The 15,848-nt window shown below is 29.0% G+C and carries 12 protein-coding genes; 5 read left to right on the top strand and 7 right to left on the bottom strand.

Annotated features, from left to right (window positions below; genetic code table 11):
- Window positions 1-203: 203 nt before the first annotated feature.
- From HALO113_RS14840 to HALO113_RS14830, 3 genes are all read right to left on the bottom strand, one after another.
- A complete protein-coding gene (locus HALO113_RS14840) occupies window positions 204-2,462 on the bottom strand; it encodes a hypothetical protein (RefSeq protein ID WP_159779874.1) in 2,259 nt (752 codons plus the stop codon).
- 261 nt (window positions 2,463-2,723) lie between these two features.
- Entirely contained in the window at window positions 2,724-5,420 is a 2,697-nt protein-coding gene (locus HALO113_RS14835) for a TonB-dependent receptor (protein ID WP_159779873.1), read from the bottom strand.
- A 101-nt stretch (window positions 5,421-5,521) separates the two neighbouring features.
- Window positions 5,522-6,358, bottom strand: coding sequence for a GLPGLI family protein (locus HALO113_RS14830; RefSeq protein WP_159779872.1), 837 nt, complete (start codon window positions 6,356-6,358; stop codon window positions 5,522-5,524).
- Between the two features lie 119 nt (window positions 6,359-6,477).
- Between HALO113_RS14830 and HALO113_RS14825 the strand changes: the two genes are divergently transcribed.
- Both HALO113_RS14825 and HALO113_RS14820 read left to right on the top strand, forming a co-directional pair.
- On the top strand, window positions 6,478-7,962 hold the full coding sequence (locus HALO113_RS14825) for a sensor histidine kinase KdpD (RefSeq protein WP_159779871.1): 1,485 nt from the start codon (window positions 6,478-6,480) through the stop codon (window positions 7,960-7,962).
- Complete coding sequence (locus HALO113_RS14820) at window positions 7,955-8,635, top strand: response regulator transcription factor (protein WP_159779870.1); 681 nt, start codon at window positions 7,955-7,957, stop codon at window positions 8,633-8,635. The genes HALO113_RS14825 and HALO113_RS14820 overlap by 8 nt, the downstream gene beginning before the upstream one ends.
- Before the next feature lie 3 nt (window positions 8,636-8,638).
- Here HALO113_RS14820 and HALO113_RS14815 read toward each other — a convergent pair whose 3' ends face one another.
- Entirely contained in the window at window positions 8,639-9,547 is a 909-nt protein-coding gene (locus HALO113_RS14815) for a GLPGLI family protein (RefSeq protein WP_159779869.1), read from the bottom strand.
- A gap of 120 nt (window positions 9,548-9,667) precedes the next feature.
- On the opposite strand from HALO113_RS14815, the gene HALO113_RS14810 reads away from it, so the two are divergent.
- The 3 genes from HALO113_RS14810 to HALO113_RS14800 are packed head-to-tail and all read left to right on the top strand — an operon-like array spanning window position 9,668 to window position 11,712.
- Complete coding sequence (locus tag HALO113_RS14810; protein ID WP_159779868.1) at window positions 9,668-10,453, top strand: hypothetical protein; 786 nt, start codon at window positions 9,668-9,670, stop codon at window positions 10,451-10,453.
- Window positions 10,453-11,067: a deoxynucleoside kinase gene (locus HALO113_RS14805; protein WP_130736609.1), complete on the top strand. Its 615-nt coding sequence runs from the start codon at window positions 10,453-10,455 to the stop codon at window positions 11,065-11,067. Before HALO113_RS14810 ends, HALO113_RS14805 begins: the two co-directional genes overlap by 1 nt.
- Window positions 11,068-11,121: 54 nt before the next feature.
- On the top strand, window positions 11,122-11,712 hold the full coding sequence (locus HALO113_RS14800; protein ID WP_159779867.1) for a carboxymuconolactone decarboxylase family protein: 591 nt from the start codon (window positions 11,122-11,124) through the stop codon (window positions 11,710-11,712).
- On the opposite strand, the gene HALO113_RS14795 is transcribed toward HALO113_RS14800, so the two are convergent.
- The 3 genes from HALO113_RS14795 to HALO113_RS14785 are packed head-to-tail and all read right to left on the bottom strand — an operon-like array spanning window position 11,709 to window position 15,844.
- Window positions 11,709-14,174 (bottom strand): glycoside hydrolase family 2 protein, encoded by a 2,466-nt coding sequence (locus HALO113_RS14795; protein ID WP_159779866.1) that lies wholly within the window; start codon window positions 14,172-14,174, stop codon window positions 11,709-11,711. The genes HALO113_RS14800 and HALO113_RS14795 overlap by 4 nt on opposite strands.
- Window positions 14,167-14,838 (bottom strand): copper homeostasis protein CutC, encoded by a 672-nt coding sequence (locus tag HALO113_RS14790; protein WP_159779865.1) that lies wholly within the window; start codon window positions 14,836-14,838, stop codon window positions 14,167-14,169. Before HALO113_RS14790 ends, HALO113_RS14795 begins: the two co-directional genes overlap by 8 nt.
- 13 nt (window positions 14,839-14,851) lie before the next feature.
- The gene (locus tag HALO113_RS14785; protein WP_159779864.1) at window positions 14,852-15,844 is read right to left on the bottom strand and encodes an isoaspartyl peptidase/L-asparaginase; all 993 of its coding nucleotides are present in this window, start codon (window positions 15,842-15,844) and stop codon (window positions 14,852-14,854) included.
- Window positions 15,845-15,848 lie beyond the last annotated feature (4 nt).

Below are 15,848 nucleotides of genomic sequence, written 5' to 3'. Positions count from 1 at the left end.
CTATTTCTTGAACAATTTGAAGTTTTAAAGACATGGAATAGTCTTTCTGAGTACGCTTTACATAGCTAATTTCTTGAGGTGTTTCCATAACGATGAAATTTGTGTATCGCTATTTCAGGACAAGACATTTCATAAAAATAAAAAACCGATTCAAAATTAGAATCGGTTTTTTTTATAAAATCAACTTGAAAATCTTCAAAAAATTAATTTTCTTTCATCTTTTTTAAAACAATTTCCATTTCCATAAGACTATCTGATCCATATTCTCCCAAATTATTCATAACCTTTATGGCTTCTTCTTCCGTTTTAATTGCTTTTTGTTTTTGACCGTCTTTATAATATAATTGCGCTAATGTGTCTAAAAAATAACCATTATTCTTTGTGACCTCATTAGACAATTCGCTCCATTTAATCGCTTTTTTTATTAAAACTGAATCTGTTGAATCATTTTGAACAACCGTCCAAGCCACATTATTGCTAAGATTAGAAAATGAATATTTAAAAATAGACCAATCATTCTCATTGTTTTCAACATAAGCTTTATCTAAAGCTTCAAAAATATTTTGATTACCAGTTGATGGAAACAAAACACTTAAATACAATTCAAAAATTTTATAATATTCTTCTTTAGATTGAAGATTATTATTTTCCCCTAAAACATCTAAATAAGCACTTATAACTTGCGAATTATTATTTGAAACTTCAACATACTTATCAAAATAATTAATTGCTTTTTGCTTGGCTTGTTTAGAAAAATTATTTTCCGAATTTATAATTTCTTTCAAAAAAGAAACCATTGCCTCATTCATCGATTTTGAATAATAATAATTCTCATCTGGAGTGTCTTCATCCTTTTTTATTTGCTCATAATACTTTAACAAATAATCTAAACCTTTGAAATTATGAGATAGAATAATTTCTCCTTTCTCATCAAATAATGTTTTTGAAAAACCTTCATTTGAAAGTTCTTTTTTTATAATTTTTACTATTTCTTTATCAAAGGAACTTTGTTTATTATAGAATTCTAAAACTTCACTCCATTTTGAAAAAACAGTTTCTTTGGTAGCTTTTAATAAATACAGATTTTGCCTATCTTTTAATTCGGAATAACTATCTACTGCTTCTACTACTTCTACAACTGCCGTATCCACAACCACAACTGCATCTTCAGTCTCTTCTATATCCTGACTCTTTAATTCTTCTACGGTTGAGTAATCATATTCATAAGGCACTTCAATTTCAACAATTTTAGCAAAAACATCTTTATAAGTTGGTAAAGCAGTCTTTTTATTTTGCAAAGAATAATCCAATAAAGCAAAGCTGTTTACTTTATTCAGTTCTTCTATAGAATAAGAATATGTTTGTAAAAGTTGATTATTTTCTTCAAAATCACCATTAGTAAAATATAAAATCTGCCCGTTAGTATTTAAAAAATAAAGTTGCTTTTCCTTTGACGCAGAAGGAAAAAGTTTATCATCTTTTTCTGTCGCCAAATAATAATTGTATTTATCGTATTCTGGTAAATAATCATAATACATATAGCTAGATAATTCTTCTTCATCTTTTTTGATATACGCATTAAAATCTTCTTTGGTGAAATTTCTTGCTACAACCAAAAACTTAGAAGGCGTTTTATTTAGCGTAGCTAAAGCGTCTTTGAAATTTTGATTTATTGTATGTTTAAATACAAATTTTTTATTCTCTTCAGTGTTTTCTAAATAAGTTTGCTCTTCACTTACAAATTCCTCTTCTCTTATTGGGAGATCAATCTTTGCATCAGTAATAAACACTATAGGTTGCAAACTTTTATCGTCTAATTTCACATTCGCTCCATCTAATTCAAACAGAAGAGGTTGCTTTCCTTCTGTTACTACTATTGAATTCTCATCCTTCTTATAGGCTTTTAATTGAAGCGATGCAAAATTACTTCCTGAATACAATACGTCTAAAGTAGAAATATTTTCATCTATAAGATATTTAGAGCTCTTAATAAAGTCTTTTTGCTTCACAACAAAATACAAATACTTAGTTTTCTTTACTTTAAAATTTACTTTCTTATCTAAATCATAATAATTTTCATTATCAGAAATATAGTCTAACAAATTTTTATATTCCACAGCATCTTTATCATTATTTTGAGTTCCTATAAAAAAACTTGCTCCATAGTAGCTATAATAACTATAATTAAATGACACATCTATAAAATTACTCCTTTCGTCGCTAAGCGTTTTTGTTATCTCAAAAGGATTCATTGAAGCATACTTACTATTTAGAACAATAGTATCATTAACTGCTTGAAATTTTCCAGATAAAATTGTCAACTCATAAGTTTCATCTTCGTTAATTCGTAATTCAATTCCTTTTTGTTCGTTTTTAGAAACATAAAGACCTGGTTTAAGTTTACTTTGTGCAAACGGAAGAAAAAAACCTAGTAAAAGAAAAAGTGTTATACCTTTTTTCATATATAAACGTTTATTTATTGTACTTTAAATTACATTGTTTTTATAACAAAATCCTTAATTGATCTGCTATATAACGGAATTATTTATTAAAAATTTTATGTATTAAAAACACTTCAAAAGTACATTTTAAAAAAGAAAGTAAAATTTACCAATAGCATTTTTCAGAAAATTTTATGATTTAATAGAAAAACATAAAAGAATTGCACAAAAAAAGGCCTTAATTTTAAAGTTTATAAAAATTAAGGTCCTGTAAAAGTTTATTTACAAATTATATTTAAGACTTAAGATGATATATCTGGGCTGAATAAAATAACTTGAAAAATTACTTATTCCAGCAATTTGATTAAAACTATTGTTATTTAAAGATTTTGTATTCAAAATATTCGTTCCAGAAAGTTTGTATTCCCACTTACTATCTTTTTTCTGATATGTTAAACTTGCACTTAGAAAATCATATTCATTATCTACAGATTTAGATTTGTTTCTATTGTGGTTAAAGGTATAATCAGACACAAAAGAAAAAGCATCTAAAAAGTAATATTCTAGGCCAATTTTAGGGCTATCTGTATAGAAAGTATCAGTAAAATTATCATTAATAGTATATGCATATCCTAGAGTTAGATTGGGTAATGTTTTATAATTGGTAGAAAAACTCACATTATAATTCTGTGTGAAAGATTCTGTGGATTGAATTGATGATGTAATTCCATCTTGAGATACACGAATATTATTAAATTTACCCCAATTCATACTTAAACCTACAGAAGCTTTATAATATTTTGCAAAAGAACGTCCATAATTAAAAGCTCCAGAAATGGATTCATCTGCAAAATTAGAAGGCATATTTACAGATGTAGACGTTTGAAAAACATTACTTAATAAAGCTTTACTTTTAATGGCATCTACTTGTTTTGTGTAATTTAGATAACCAAAAATATTTTCAAAATTAAACATATTGTATTTAAAATAACGCAAACTATGATTTTGAGACAATGAATTTTCCAAGTTTCGATTCCCATTAAACAAACTGTTATAATTTGAAAAAACGTAACCTTCTGCTAGTTTTGAAATATCTGTAAAATTATTTTGTAATGAAAAATTATACGTTAATGTTTCCGATTTTTTAATTTGATACAACGCATAAACATCGGGTAATAAACGCATAAAACTCATGGTATTTGAACCACCTAATTGATTGTCTTTTGTGTTATATTGATGTACACTAAAACCTGGATTGAAAGTAAACTTACCTGTAATAAATTTGTAATGTAAACCCATAAAAAGATCATTAAACATATAGTCTACATCATTTTTAGTAGCATCAATTAAATTGGTATTTACATTACCATTGTCTAAAATTTGAAAAATATCAGAATTAAAATTTTGATAAGAATAAGTATTACCAATGGTTAAATTAATATTACTTTTAGGAGTAATCATATAGTAATGGTCGCCTTTTATATCCAATTTATTGGTTTTTACAAATCTATTTTGGTTTATATTATAAAGTGATTGTGCTTGAAAATCGATTATCGGGAAAGGATTATTAGCTAAAATGGCATTATAAAAAGGGTCCTCTTCTTGATATAAATGTTGTATCTCAAAAGCTAAAACATTCTTATCATTTAAAGTATAATAATAGTTAAAATTTTGATTTAAAGAAACAGGATTTTGTTTTTTATTAGTGTAAATTGTTCCTAAAATATTAGAATCTGAAGATTGATTTTCTTTTTGATCCGAAAATTTCAACAAGGCATCATAATCAACATGTAACTTATCGGATGGAACATAACTTGAACTCAATTTCAGCAAGGTTTGTGTCGTCGTTTGGTAGGATAAATCTTCTCTCGTTTCATCTTGTAAGTCACCTTCCTCAGGTCTATCAGTAATCGAAAGATTTCTAGTATTTGTTTTATTATTCAAAACAATCCCAAAGCCACTAAAAGTTAGTGCCTTATTAGGATTGTAACTAAAATTTGCCGCACCAAATTTAGTATCGATATTTGCCGCCTGATTATTGTTTAAATTTCCAATTCCTAAATCGTTGGAAGCAATATTAAAATTAGAACCTCCTTTACGCATCATATTTTTAAAACCTCCTGTGAATTTAAAATAATCTCTCGTAGTTAATGGTAATTCACCAATATTATTAAAATTACTAATAACATTAATACTAATTTTAGGATTGTAGTAGAACAATTTTGGATTAATTAAATACCGATCTTCTTCATGACCTACACCAATTCCTGCGGTAAGATCACCAAACCAAAAATTCTTTTTCCCTTCTTTAAGTTTAATATTAAGAGCGACATTTTCTTCATTATTTTCTAGACCACGTAAATTTGACACTTCGTTATAATTACGTAAAACCTGAATTTTATCTAATGCATTTGCTGGAATATTTTTCGTAGCAATTTTAGTATCACCATCAAAAAAATCTTTACCTTCTACCATCACTTTTTGCACTGATTTACCTTCAACCGTAATTTGGCCTTCCGAATCCACCTCAACACCTGGCAATTTTTTCAAAACGTCTTCCAGTTTTCTTTCCGTTCCATTAGTAAAAGAATCGGAATTATACACAATTGTATCTCCTGAAATAGAAACAGGCATTTCATAAACCACTTCAACATCTTTCAACTGAACACCTTGAGCCATTTTAATATCAAAAACCATATTTTCAGCATTCGTTTTTAGTGTTTTTTCAAAAGACTGAAAACCAATATAACTTGATTTTATTTGGTAAGTAGTATTAGCTTTAAGATTTAAAATAAATTTCCCTTTCTCATTTGTTATGGCATAAGCATCCATAGTTTTGGTTTCAGCATTTACAGCCATAACATTAGCCATTTCTAATCCTAATCCAGTACTATCTTTTACTATTCCTTCCAAACGGATATTCTGCGCATATCCAATTGCTGTAACAAATAATAAAAATGAGAAAAGAAGGTGCTTCATGAGGTTTATTTTTTTATACATATACAAGACTTATTTACTACTTATTTGTTACAGTTAAAAACGTTAATTTCCATATTTAGACAACTTTTTAATAAAAAGGTTTAATTGATTCTTATTTCTATTGCTCCATTTTCGTTTTTAAGACTTTCCATTTTTTTGTCTTGTATAACATCAAATTCTTTTTGAGATACTTTTTTACCATTTTTAGGCAGTACTATTTTTATCTTTTCTTTTGGATTTAAAACCATTTTTGTACATAAAAAAACAGTATCAAACTCATGCAATTCTAAAATTAAACCCGGTAACCCCCAATATTTCCCTGGACCGTTTGAAAGAGGAATTTCTAAAGTGTACCATGCTTCAACAATTTTATCTTTTGGTTCTTTCATTTCAAAAAGACTTGTGTTTCCTGCTTCCTTTTTTCTTTTAAATTCTTGATATTGTTTTATTTCTTCTTCGGAAATAGGAATAATTAATTGTGCTTTATAACAAGTATAATTCCCAATCTTCTTTTGTTCATCAATTAATTTCCAATTCATCTTTTGTAAAGAATCTATGATTAGAAATTCTTTACCTAAAATATCATCTTCTTTTACATACTGATTTGTTTTAAAATTTTTATATAATTTTCCAGTAGTATTGCCTCCTATAAATGCCATTTTTATCTTTGCTCCTGATGCTGCACTTGGGGTATCTAATTTTTCTTCTTCTTCATATATAGATTCAAAATTGTTAAAATTCAAAACAAATGATTTCTCAAAAGCTTTTTTCATCTTTTCCATCATTTGATCTTTCATTTCAGGAGTTAAATCGTTACTGGTAATATTAAAATCTTTTAATTGTGTTTTAGAGGTATAATAAGCAACACCTTGAATATTTTGAGCAATACACTTAAATACTAACAAAAAGAATAAGGTTGTAAAAATTGAATTTTTCATTTTGATATATTTTTAAATTGAATTACAAACTAAAGACTTCTAATACAAACGAAGGGTTAATCTTTGTTAACGTATGTTAACGATGAAAATTCTTTTAAAATACTTCCTATTTTTGAAATATGAATGTGAGCATAAAAAAAATATTTGTATTTATTAGTATTGTTATTTTAGCCACAATATGTCTTCAAGTCTATTGGAATTATAAAAATTATATTTCTAATAAAAATAGGCTATTTAATGAAATTCAAATTGCTTACGACAAAGCATTAGAGATTTATTTTACTGAGCAATCTAAAAAAGATGTAATTAGTTTTTTTAGTACTGATAAAAATTTAAAATCAAAAGATTTCATTAACCTTGTATTAAAAGATTCGCTCTTTAAAAATGAAATTAGAACAAAAAAACCCACCATAAAAAAAACGGATAGTTTGTTTTTTGAAAGTTTTAACAACAATCATCAAAAGATCGATACTAAGGTTTTTTTTACTAATGAAACTAAAGATTCTGTTCAAAAAAAAACTTCAATTAAGATAATTAAAGGAATTGCTGCTCAAGAAAAAATTGGTGGTATTGAACAATTTCCCAATCGCATTGTAATTAATATTTCAAGTGATAGTATACGATACAAAAGTGTTGATTCTATCTTTCAAACAGAATTAAAAAGAAAAAAAATAGCTTTAAATTACGGCTTTAAACATCAAAAAAATGATACCCTCTTTTATTCTTTTTCGAATACCAAAAGCAATTTTCAACATAAGATTGAACCAAAATCCACCTATTTCAAACCAAATGAAACACTACTTTTAGATTTTAATTATTCTACTTTTCAATTATTTCAAAGAATGGGGATAGAATTATTATTATCTCTTGTTTTTTTACTAACGGTAATTGGTTGTTTGTTTTTCATGCTTTACATCATTAACAAACAAAAAAAAATAGACGAGATAAAGAATGATTTTATCAACAATATTACTCATGAATTTAAAACACCTATAACTACTATTGCTACTGCTTTAGAAGGCATGAGTAATTTTAATCCTGATAATGATTTAGAAAAAAACAGAAAGTACATTTCAATCTCTAAAAATCAACTTTTAAAATTAGAAAGCATGGTGGAGAAAATTTTGGAAACCGCTACTTTACATACTGAAGAATTAACTTTAAATTATGAAAAAATCGATCTCATACCTTTTTTAAATAGCATTACTGATAAATACAAAACGATAACAACCAAAGAGCTATTTTTTGTTACCAATGAAGACAAACTTCCTTTTTTAGGCGATCCATTTTATTTAGAAAATGTTTTTTCAAATTTGATTGATAATGCCATTAAATATGGTGGAAACACAATAGTAATAAAATGTAAAAAAGAAAACAAAAACATTATTATTGATGTGGAAGACGATGGTGATACAATTCCTAAAATAGAAGAAAAAGCTATTTTTGAAAAGTTTTACCGAATTCCAACTGGAAATTTACATGACGTAAAAGGATATGGAATTGGATTGTATTATTCAAAAGAAATCATTGAGAAACATAAAGGGAATTTGGAATTAATAAGAGCCAACCATACTATTTTTAGAATTACTTTGCCTTATGAATAACAAACTAACTATTTTATTAGCCGAAGATGAATCTTCTTTAGGTTTAATTATAAAAGAAAGCTTAGAAAATCGTTCCTTTCAAGTAATACTTTGTGAAAACGGTGAAATAGCTCTTGAAACCTTCTATAAAAACAATTTTGACGCCTTAGTATTGGATATCATGATGCCAAAAAAAGATGGTTTTACTTTAGCACAAGAGATTAGAAAGACTAACAAAGAAATTCCTATTCTGTTTTTAACTTCTAAATCACAAACACAAGACGTAGTTAATGGATTTAAAATGGGATGCAATGATTACATAAGAAAACCATTTAGTATGGAAGAATTAATTGTAAGAATCATTGCTTTAACAGAAAGAAAAATACAAATAGAGAAAAAAACCAATTTTCAAATTGGTGATTATCATTTCAATGCAGACACACAATTATTAACTCATCCGAAAGAAACATTTACTTTAACGAATAGAGAAGCTTTACTTTTAGAATTATTATTAAAAAACCAAGGAGAAGTTGTTAATAGAGAAACTATTTTAAACATTGTTTGGGAAAATGATGATTTTTTTAGTGGTAGAAGCATGGATGTTTTCATAACACGTTTGAGAAAAAAATTAAACCTCGACCCTACAGTTCAAATTATAAACAGTAGGGGTCGAGGCTACAAGTTAATTGGTTAAAAATTAGAAACCTCTTCTTCCTCCTGGTCCACCACCTCTCTGTCCTCCATACATTTCTCTCATTTCTTCCATTTTTTTCTTCACGATTTCGTCATACTCTTTTTGAGTTACCTCTTTTCCTTTTGTAGGTGCTTTGATATCAACTTTTTCTTTGGAATTTAATACAATTTTAGAACATAATATTGTAGTTGTACCATCATTTACTTCTAAAATTAAGCCTGGCAAACCCCAATATTTATCAGGACCTTGATTAATAGGAATTTCTGGACAGTACCAAGCCGTAATTGTTTTTTCTTTTATTTGCTCAATATCTTCGTTCATAAAATTCGTTTTTTTATTGGCATTAACAGAATCTTTTACCTTTTGTTCTTTTTCTTTATTTTCTTCATTTCGAGACCCTCTCATTCTAAAATTTCTAAAATCTGTTGGGTCTGTTGCCACTACTGCAGTTGCTTTAAAACAATTATACTCTCCGATTTTTTTAGTTTCAGACCCCATTTGCCATTGGTATTTCGGCAAACTATCTTTAATTAAAAATTCTTTACTAAAAAACTCTTTGTCTACCGCATACATCTTCTCCTTTACATTTTTATATTGCGTTCCACCGCCACCCATCATTGAAGACATCATCATACGTCCACCATTATCAGTTCCTGGAGCATCTAATTTTTCTTCTTCTTTATAAATGGATGCCGATTTGTTAAAATTTAGAATAAAAGTTTTCTCAAACATTTTTTTCATTCTTTCTTCAAAATTTTTTTGCATCTCAGGAGTAATTTCTCGATTACCTCCAAAATTCTTCATCATTTCTGCAGTACTAGTTTTAGATTCATACACTGCTGTACCTTGAAATTCCTGAGCATAAAAACTAGCCGAAAGAACTAATGACACAAGTAATATTATTTTTTTCATTTTAATATTTGTTTTTATATAATAGACTCGTAAACCGTTTTTTTGTTACAATAAGTATTTTAATATAAACTTAAAATACTATCTTTAGAATCAATTTTACAAAAAAGGTTTAATCTTTAAATGAAATATTTAACAACCCTTCTCTTTTTAGGTTTTTATTTTGTTTTGAATGCGCAAGAACGAATTGAAGCAACAATTTTAGATTCTTTAGAAATAGATAGCTGCTCTTTTTTTGAAAAACAAAAAGAAATTGTTTTTTACAACAAAAGCAATGTGTTTTACAAAACCGCAAATGAGAAAACACAAAATTACAACAACTTCTCTTTAGGAAACATTGAGCATATTGACTTATACAATCCTTTACAGATTGTTTTATTTTACAAAGATTTTAACACAATTGTTTTATTAGATAGCCAATTAAATGAAACACACAAGATAGAAGGAAATAAGTTAGAATCTCTTATAAATTTTGATTGTGTAGGGTTGGCAATTCAAAATCAAATATGGTTTTATGATTTTATAAGCCAAAAAATTGGACTTTATAATTTTAGTACAAATACGGTTCAATATAAATCGACTCCTCTAAGTCAAAAAATAAAAGACTATACCACCGATTATAATTATTTTTATTGGATTAATGAAAACAACATAAGTGCTGTCATTTCTATTTATGGAAACATCAAAACCATAGGAAGATTACCCGAATATGATGCTATTCAAATTCTTTCTAGTGAAAACTATCTCATCAGAAAAGGAAATTTGTTATATTTATTTAAATTAGAAGAAAACAAAATGCACGAAATACATATTTCTGAAAAATCATTTGATAAATTTTATTATAAAAATGGATTTTTATCTATTTTTACCCCGAATAAAGTTATTAACTATAAAATACTTTTACCATAATGCATATAGCAGTTGCAGGAAATATTGGAGCAGGCAAAACCACTTTAACAAAATTATTGGCCAAGCATTTTAAATGGGAAGCACATTTTGAAGATGTAGTTGATAATCCGTATTTAGATGATTTTTACCATCAAATGGAGCGTTGGAGTTTTAATTTACAAATTTACTTTTTGAACAGTCGTTTTAGACAAGTATTGCAAATTAGAGAATCAGGTAAAACGACCATTCAAGATAGAACTATATATGAGGATGCTAATATTTTTGCACCCAATCTTCATACCATGGGCTTAATGACCAATAGAGATTATAACAATTACAAATCTTTATTTGATTTAATGGAAGGCTTAGTAGGTTCACCTGATTTATTAATTTATTTAAGAAGTTCCATTCCTAATTTAGTGAGTCAAATTCACAAGAGAGGTAGAGATTATGAAAACACAATTTCTATTGAATATTTGAGTCGATTAAATGAACGTTATGAAGCGTGGATTGAAACCTATGACAAAGGAAAATTAGTCATTATTGATGTTGACAATATAAATTTTGTAGACAATCCTGAAGATTTAGGAAACATTATTAACAAAATAGATGCCGAAATAAACGGTCTATTTTAATATTCACCCCTCTAATCGAGGGGCTTTTCATTTCAACACAAACACATACCAAATATGCCATTAGTTACTCCCTTACCTCCAGATCATGATAATGAGACTAAAGAATTAGCAACATTCTTTAATGAAACCTTAGGATTTTGCCCTAATTCGGTTTTAACCATGCAACACAGACCCGCAATTTCCAAGGCCTTTATCAATTTAAATATGGCTGTAATGGAAAACCAAGGTCGCGTAACTTCTGCTTTAAAAAGAATGATTGCTTGGGTAAGCAGCAATGCCACTGGTTGTCGTTATTGTCAAGCGCATGCGATACGTGCAGCAGAACGCTACGGTGCAGAACAAGAGCAATTGGATAACATTTGGGAATATAAAACCCATCCTGCTTTTTCAGAAGCTGAAAGAGCGGCTTTAGACTTTTCATTAGCCGCTTCTCTGGTTCCAAATACAGTTGATGAAACTATTAAAACAGAATTATACAAGCATTGGAATGAAGGTGAAATAGTAGAAATGTTAGGTGTTATTTCACTTTTTGGTTATTTAAATCGTTGGAATGATTCTATGGGAACTACCTTAGAAGAAGGAGCGATTGAAAGTGGCAACCAATATTTAGAAAAAACAGGCTGGGAAGTTGGCAAACATGTTTAGTTAAAAGTATTAAATAAGCTTTTAACTGAAATTGTTTCAACCGGTTGACTAACTGTTATTGTGTAGATTTCATTAGGCAAAACATCAAAATAATTATTACTAAAATGTGCGTTTTCATCTGATGATAAAAACACATTTTTCGCAACCACATCAGAAGTAATCTTATAGGTTAGCGCATCAGTTTTTGTAATCTTTATAGTTGGTTTTTGCAACTGTAAGTCTTTGGGTTTAACCCAATAAAAAATAGTGCTTATTTTGTCTTCATTGGTTACAAACTGAAGTAGTACAACCGATTTTTTTTGGTATTTCTTAGGAATATCTTTTTTTGTAAAGGAATACACAACTTGACTGGCATTCGCATTTGAGATAGTAGGTAGTGATTTTTCAAAGAGAATATTCCCCTTAAAATCTAAGGCTTTCACAATTAAATTACCTGAAACATCTTGCCAATTATCATTTATCAAATACACCTGATATTTTTCTTTAGTTTCTTCAACCGAAAGAAGTAGGTTTTCAAAACTTTGTTTTACTTGATAATGTAAGGCTTTCCAATTTCCAAAATAATCAACAGAACTCCATGATGTAACCGGCCAACAATCATTGAGTTGCCAATAAAGTGTTCCCATACAATTAGGTTTTGCTCTTCTATGTGCTTCAATGGCTGTTTTCATTCCTTTTGCCTGTAACAGTTGAGAAACATAACTATAATTTTCAAAGGTTTTTGGAATTATATAGTCGTGTTGCATGTATTCTTTTATGGTTTCATAACCAGTAGGATGCTTTTGATGACTTTTTATACTTTCAGAATCAAATTCTAATGGATTTCCATTCGAAAAATAATTAAAAGTAGTGGTATCTGGCATTCCTTGAAATCCATATTCACTCATAAAACGGCCTACTTTTCGCTCATACATTTCAAAAGGCTCTTTTCCCCACCAAACGCCCCAATAATGAGCATCTCCTTGTATTAAACTTTCCTTTCTTCCCCAACCAATGGAAGGAGAAGATGTCCAATAAATGACTTTTTTTTCTGGATACAAACTATCCAACGTATTTGGAATTAATTCGTGAAATACTTTTTGGTAATCCTTCCATATTTGAGTAGAATCTGCTTTAGAATAGTTCAATTGCTTTTGCCAACCCCAATTATGCCACGCTTCATCTATTTCATTGTTACCACACCAAATAGCTAAAGAAGGATGATTTTGAATTCGAGTTACATTATCGATTACCTCTTGTTTTACATTTTCTAAAAAATCTCTTCCTCCAGGATACATCGCACAAGCAAACATAAAATCCTGCCATACTAGAATTCCGTTTCTGTCACAAGCGTTATAAAAAGCATCACTAGCGTATACACCGCCTCCCCAAACGCGCAACATATTCATATTTGCGGCTACTGCATCTTCTATTCGTTTTTGAGAAACACTATCTGCTGCTCTGGGTAAAAAACTATCCTCTGGAATATAATTAGCTCCTTTCATAAAAACAGGTTTCCCATTCAACTTAAAATAAAAACTTTTCCCAATTGCATCTTGTTCTTGAATTAATTCAATGGTACGTAAACCAATATTCATTTCCTGAGACTCTATTTCTTCTAAATCAGCAAACAAACTTATCTTGAAAGCATATAAATTAGGTTCACCTAAACCATTACACCACCACAATTTGGGATTATTTATTCTATATTTTATAGGAATCGTATGCAATCCTTTTTGTAATTCGACCTTTTTTATCGAATCATTAACCTTTACCAAAATCACTTGTTCTTTTTCAGAAAACACAGCAACGCTAAACTCTAAATCAGCTTTTTGAGAATCCAATTGAACTTGTTTGTAACTACTGTTTACCAAAGTAAGTTGGTTCCAAAAATGCAATTTTACATCTTTCCAAATTCCTGCTGTAACTAACCTTGGACCCCAATCCCAACCATATTGATACGGTGCTTTTCTTGAATACACTCTTTCATCTGTAGGCAATTGAACCAATTGCTTCTTAGCGAGGTTTTGCTCTTCCTTTACTGCTGATTTGAAAACCACTTTGAGTGTATTTTCTCCTTTTAACAAATATTTTCTAACGGGAATTTTCCAAATTCGAAACATATTATTGGCTTCCAAAATAAGTTGGTCATTTAAAAAAACGGAAGCATAGGTATCAAGACCATCAAACTGCAAATCAATATTATTAAAATAGAATTCGGATTGCGAGAGAAAGAAAGACGTTTTATATTCCCAATCTTCTTTTTCAATCCATTGCACTTCTTTTTCGTTAGTTTCCAAAAACGGATCAAGTATTAATTGATTCGCTAACAAATCAGTATGCACTGTTCCTGGAACTGTTGCTGTTAACCAATTCGTTTTATCGACTTGTTTAAATTTCCAATTTTCAGCACTTAAAGAACGTTCAAAATTTTGTCCGATTAATAAAATAGGGAAGAAAAAAAGAGCAAAAAATTTATTCATTTACTATTGATTTTAAGCGTTGAATTTCAATAGGATTAGCAATTTCTGTTTTATCCGTAATTGCAGAAGAATGATAAAATATGGCTTTTGTTTGGGCATAAATTTCTTTTACATTTGAAGATCGTAAACCACCACCTGGCATAATCGTTATTCTGTTAGTTGCCATTTGTACCAATAACGCTAATTGAGTAACACCTTCGTTAACATTTGAAGCATTTCCAGAAGTTAAAATGGTTTGAAAACCACATGCAATAAGTGCTTCTAATGCTTCAAAAGGGTTTGGAACCTCATCAAAAGCTCTATGAAAAGTACATGGTAAAGGTTTTGCCAAAGAAACTAGTGCTTCATTTTGAATCTTATTTACTTTATTTTGAGCATCTAAAATTCCAAACACAAATCCATTAACTCCAATTTCTTTCAATGTTTTTATTTTCGATTGCATCCATTGAAATTCTGTTTCACTATATACAAAATTACCACCTCTTGGACGAATCATTACATATATTGGAATGTTGATTTTTACTTTTGCTTTTTGAATCATTTCGAGTGAAGGTGTAATTCCTCCTGCATCCATTTCAACACATAATTCTATGCGATCAGCTCCATTTTTAAAAGCGATTTCAGCTGATTCTAAATTAAAACAAGCGATTTCTAATTGTGGCATTTTACAGTTTAATTTATTTCAAAAAGTAAGCGGAATCAATTAATTTATTACCAGAATTATCCTTTACTGCATAATTAAAACCACTTTGTATACAATAAGCTCCATACTCTCCTTTTTTATTAAGTGCAATAAACCCTACTTGGATGTCTTTTAGGTTTTTATTTCTGTTATTTGTTAGTTTAACAATTCGTGACACTGCCTCTTCACAAGCTTTTTGAGGTGTTTTCCCTTGTCTCATTAATTCGACTACTAAATGACAACCTACAATTCGAATAACTTCTTCTCCATGTCCTGTAGCTGTAGCAGCTCCAATTTCATTATCTACAAATAATCCTGCACCAATAATAGGAGAATCACCTACTCTTCCGTGCATTTTAAAAGCCATTCCACTAGTAGTACAAGCTCCAGAAAGATTACCATGACTATCTAAAGCAATCATACCAATAGTATCATGGTTTTCAATATTAGCAATAGGTTTATAATCACTTTTTTTTAGCCATTCTTTCCATTCTTTTTCAGAAGCTTCAACCAATAAATTTTCTTTCTGAAACCCTTGAGAAAGGGCAAACTGCAAAGCACCATCTCCTACTAACATGACATGAGGTGTTTTCTCCATAACAGCTCTAGCAACTGAAATAGGATGTTTAATGTATTCCAATGCAGCTACCGAACCAATATTTGAAAACTCATCCATAATACATGAATCTAAGGTTACTTTTCCGTCTCTATCGGGTCTGCCACCAAAACCAACACTTCTTTCGTTCGGATCTCCTTCCGGAATTTTAACACCCGCTTCAACCGCATCTAAAGCTCTTCCCTTGTTACTTAGAATTTTCCAAGCCTCTTCATTCGCTTGAATTCCAAAATTCCAAGTTGATAAAACTATAGGCTTATTTATTACACTATTTATTTTATCACTATTCTCTTCATTCGTTTTAAATGACTGTAAAGCCAATCCAACAGAAGCTACTGCTGTTGTTTTTAAAAAATCTCTTCTGTTTTTCATATTA

This window comes from Flavobacterium sp. 9AF (genome assembly GCF_902506265.1).
Classification (GTDB): Bacteria; Bacteroidota; Bacteroidia; order Flavobacteriales; family Flavobacteriaceae; genus Flavobacterium.
This window is presented reverse-complemented; position numbering and strand designations above follow the sequence as displayed.

Coding starts and splice junctions, on each gene's coding strand:
- HALO113_RS14840 (WP_159779874.1), bottom strand. CDS start 2,462: ATGAAAAAAGGTATAACACTTTTTCTTTTACTAGGTTTTTTTCTTCCG.
- HALO113_RS14835 (WP_159779873.1), bottom strand. CDS start 5,420: ATGAAGCACCTTCTTTTCTCATTTTTATTATTTGTTACAGCAATTGGA.
- HALO113_RS14830 (WP_159779872.1), bottom strand. CDS start 6,358: ATGAAAAATTCAATTTTTACAACCTTATTCTTTTTGTTAGTATTTAAG.
- HALO113_RS14825 (WP_159779871.1), top strand. CDS start 6,478: ATGAATGTGAGCATAAAAAAAATATTTGTATTTATTAGTATTGTTATT.
- HALO113_RS14820 (WP_159779870.1), top strand. CDS start 7,955: ATGAATAACAAACTAACTATTTTATTAGCCGAAGATGAATCTTCTTTA.
- HALO113_RS14815 (WP_159779869.1), bottom strand. CDS start 9,547: ATGAAAAAAATAATATTACTTGTGTCATTAGTTCTTTCGGCTAGTTTT.
- HALO113_RS14810 (WP_159779868.1), top strand. CDS start 9,668: ATGAAATATTTAACAACCCTTCTCTTTTTAGGTTTTTATTTTGTTTTG.
- HALO113_RS14805 (WP_130736609.1), top strand. CDS start 10,453: ATGCATATAGCAGTTGCAGGAAATATTGGAGCAGGCAAAACCACTTTA.
- HALO113_RS14800 (WP_159779867.1), top strand. CDS start 11,122: ATGCCATTAGTTACTCCCTTACCTCCAGATCATGATAATGAGACTAAA.
- HALO113_RS14795 (WP_159779866.1), bottom strand. CDS start 14,174: ATGAATAAATTTTTTGCTCTTTTTTTCTTCCCTATTTTATTAATCGGA.
- HALO113_RS14790 (WP_159779865.1), bottom strand. CDS start 14,838: ATGCCACAATTAGAAATCGCTTGTTTTAATTTAGAATCAGCTGAAATC.
- HALO113_RS14785 (WP_159779864.1), bottom strand. CDS start 15,844: ATGAAAAACAGAAGAGATTTTTTAAAAACAACAGCAGTAGCTTCTGTT.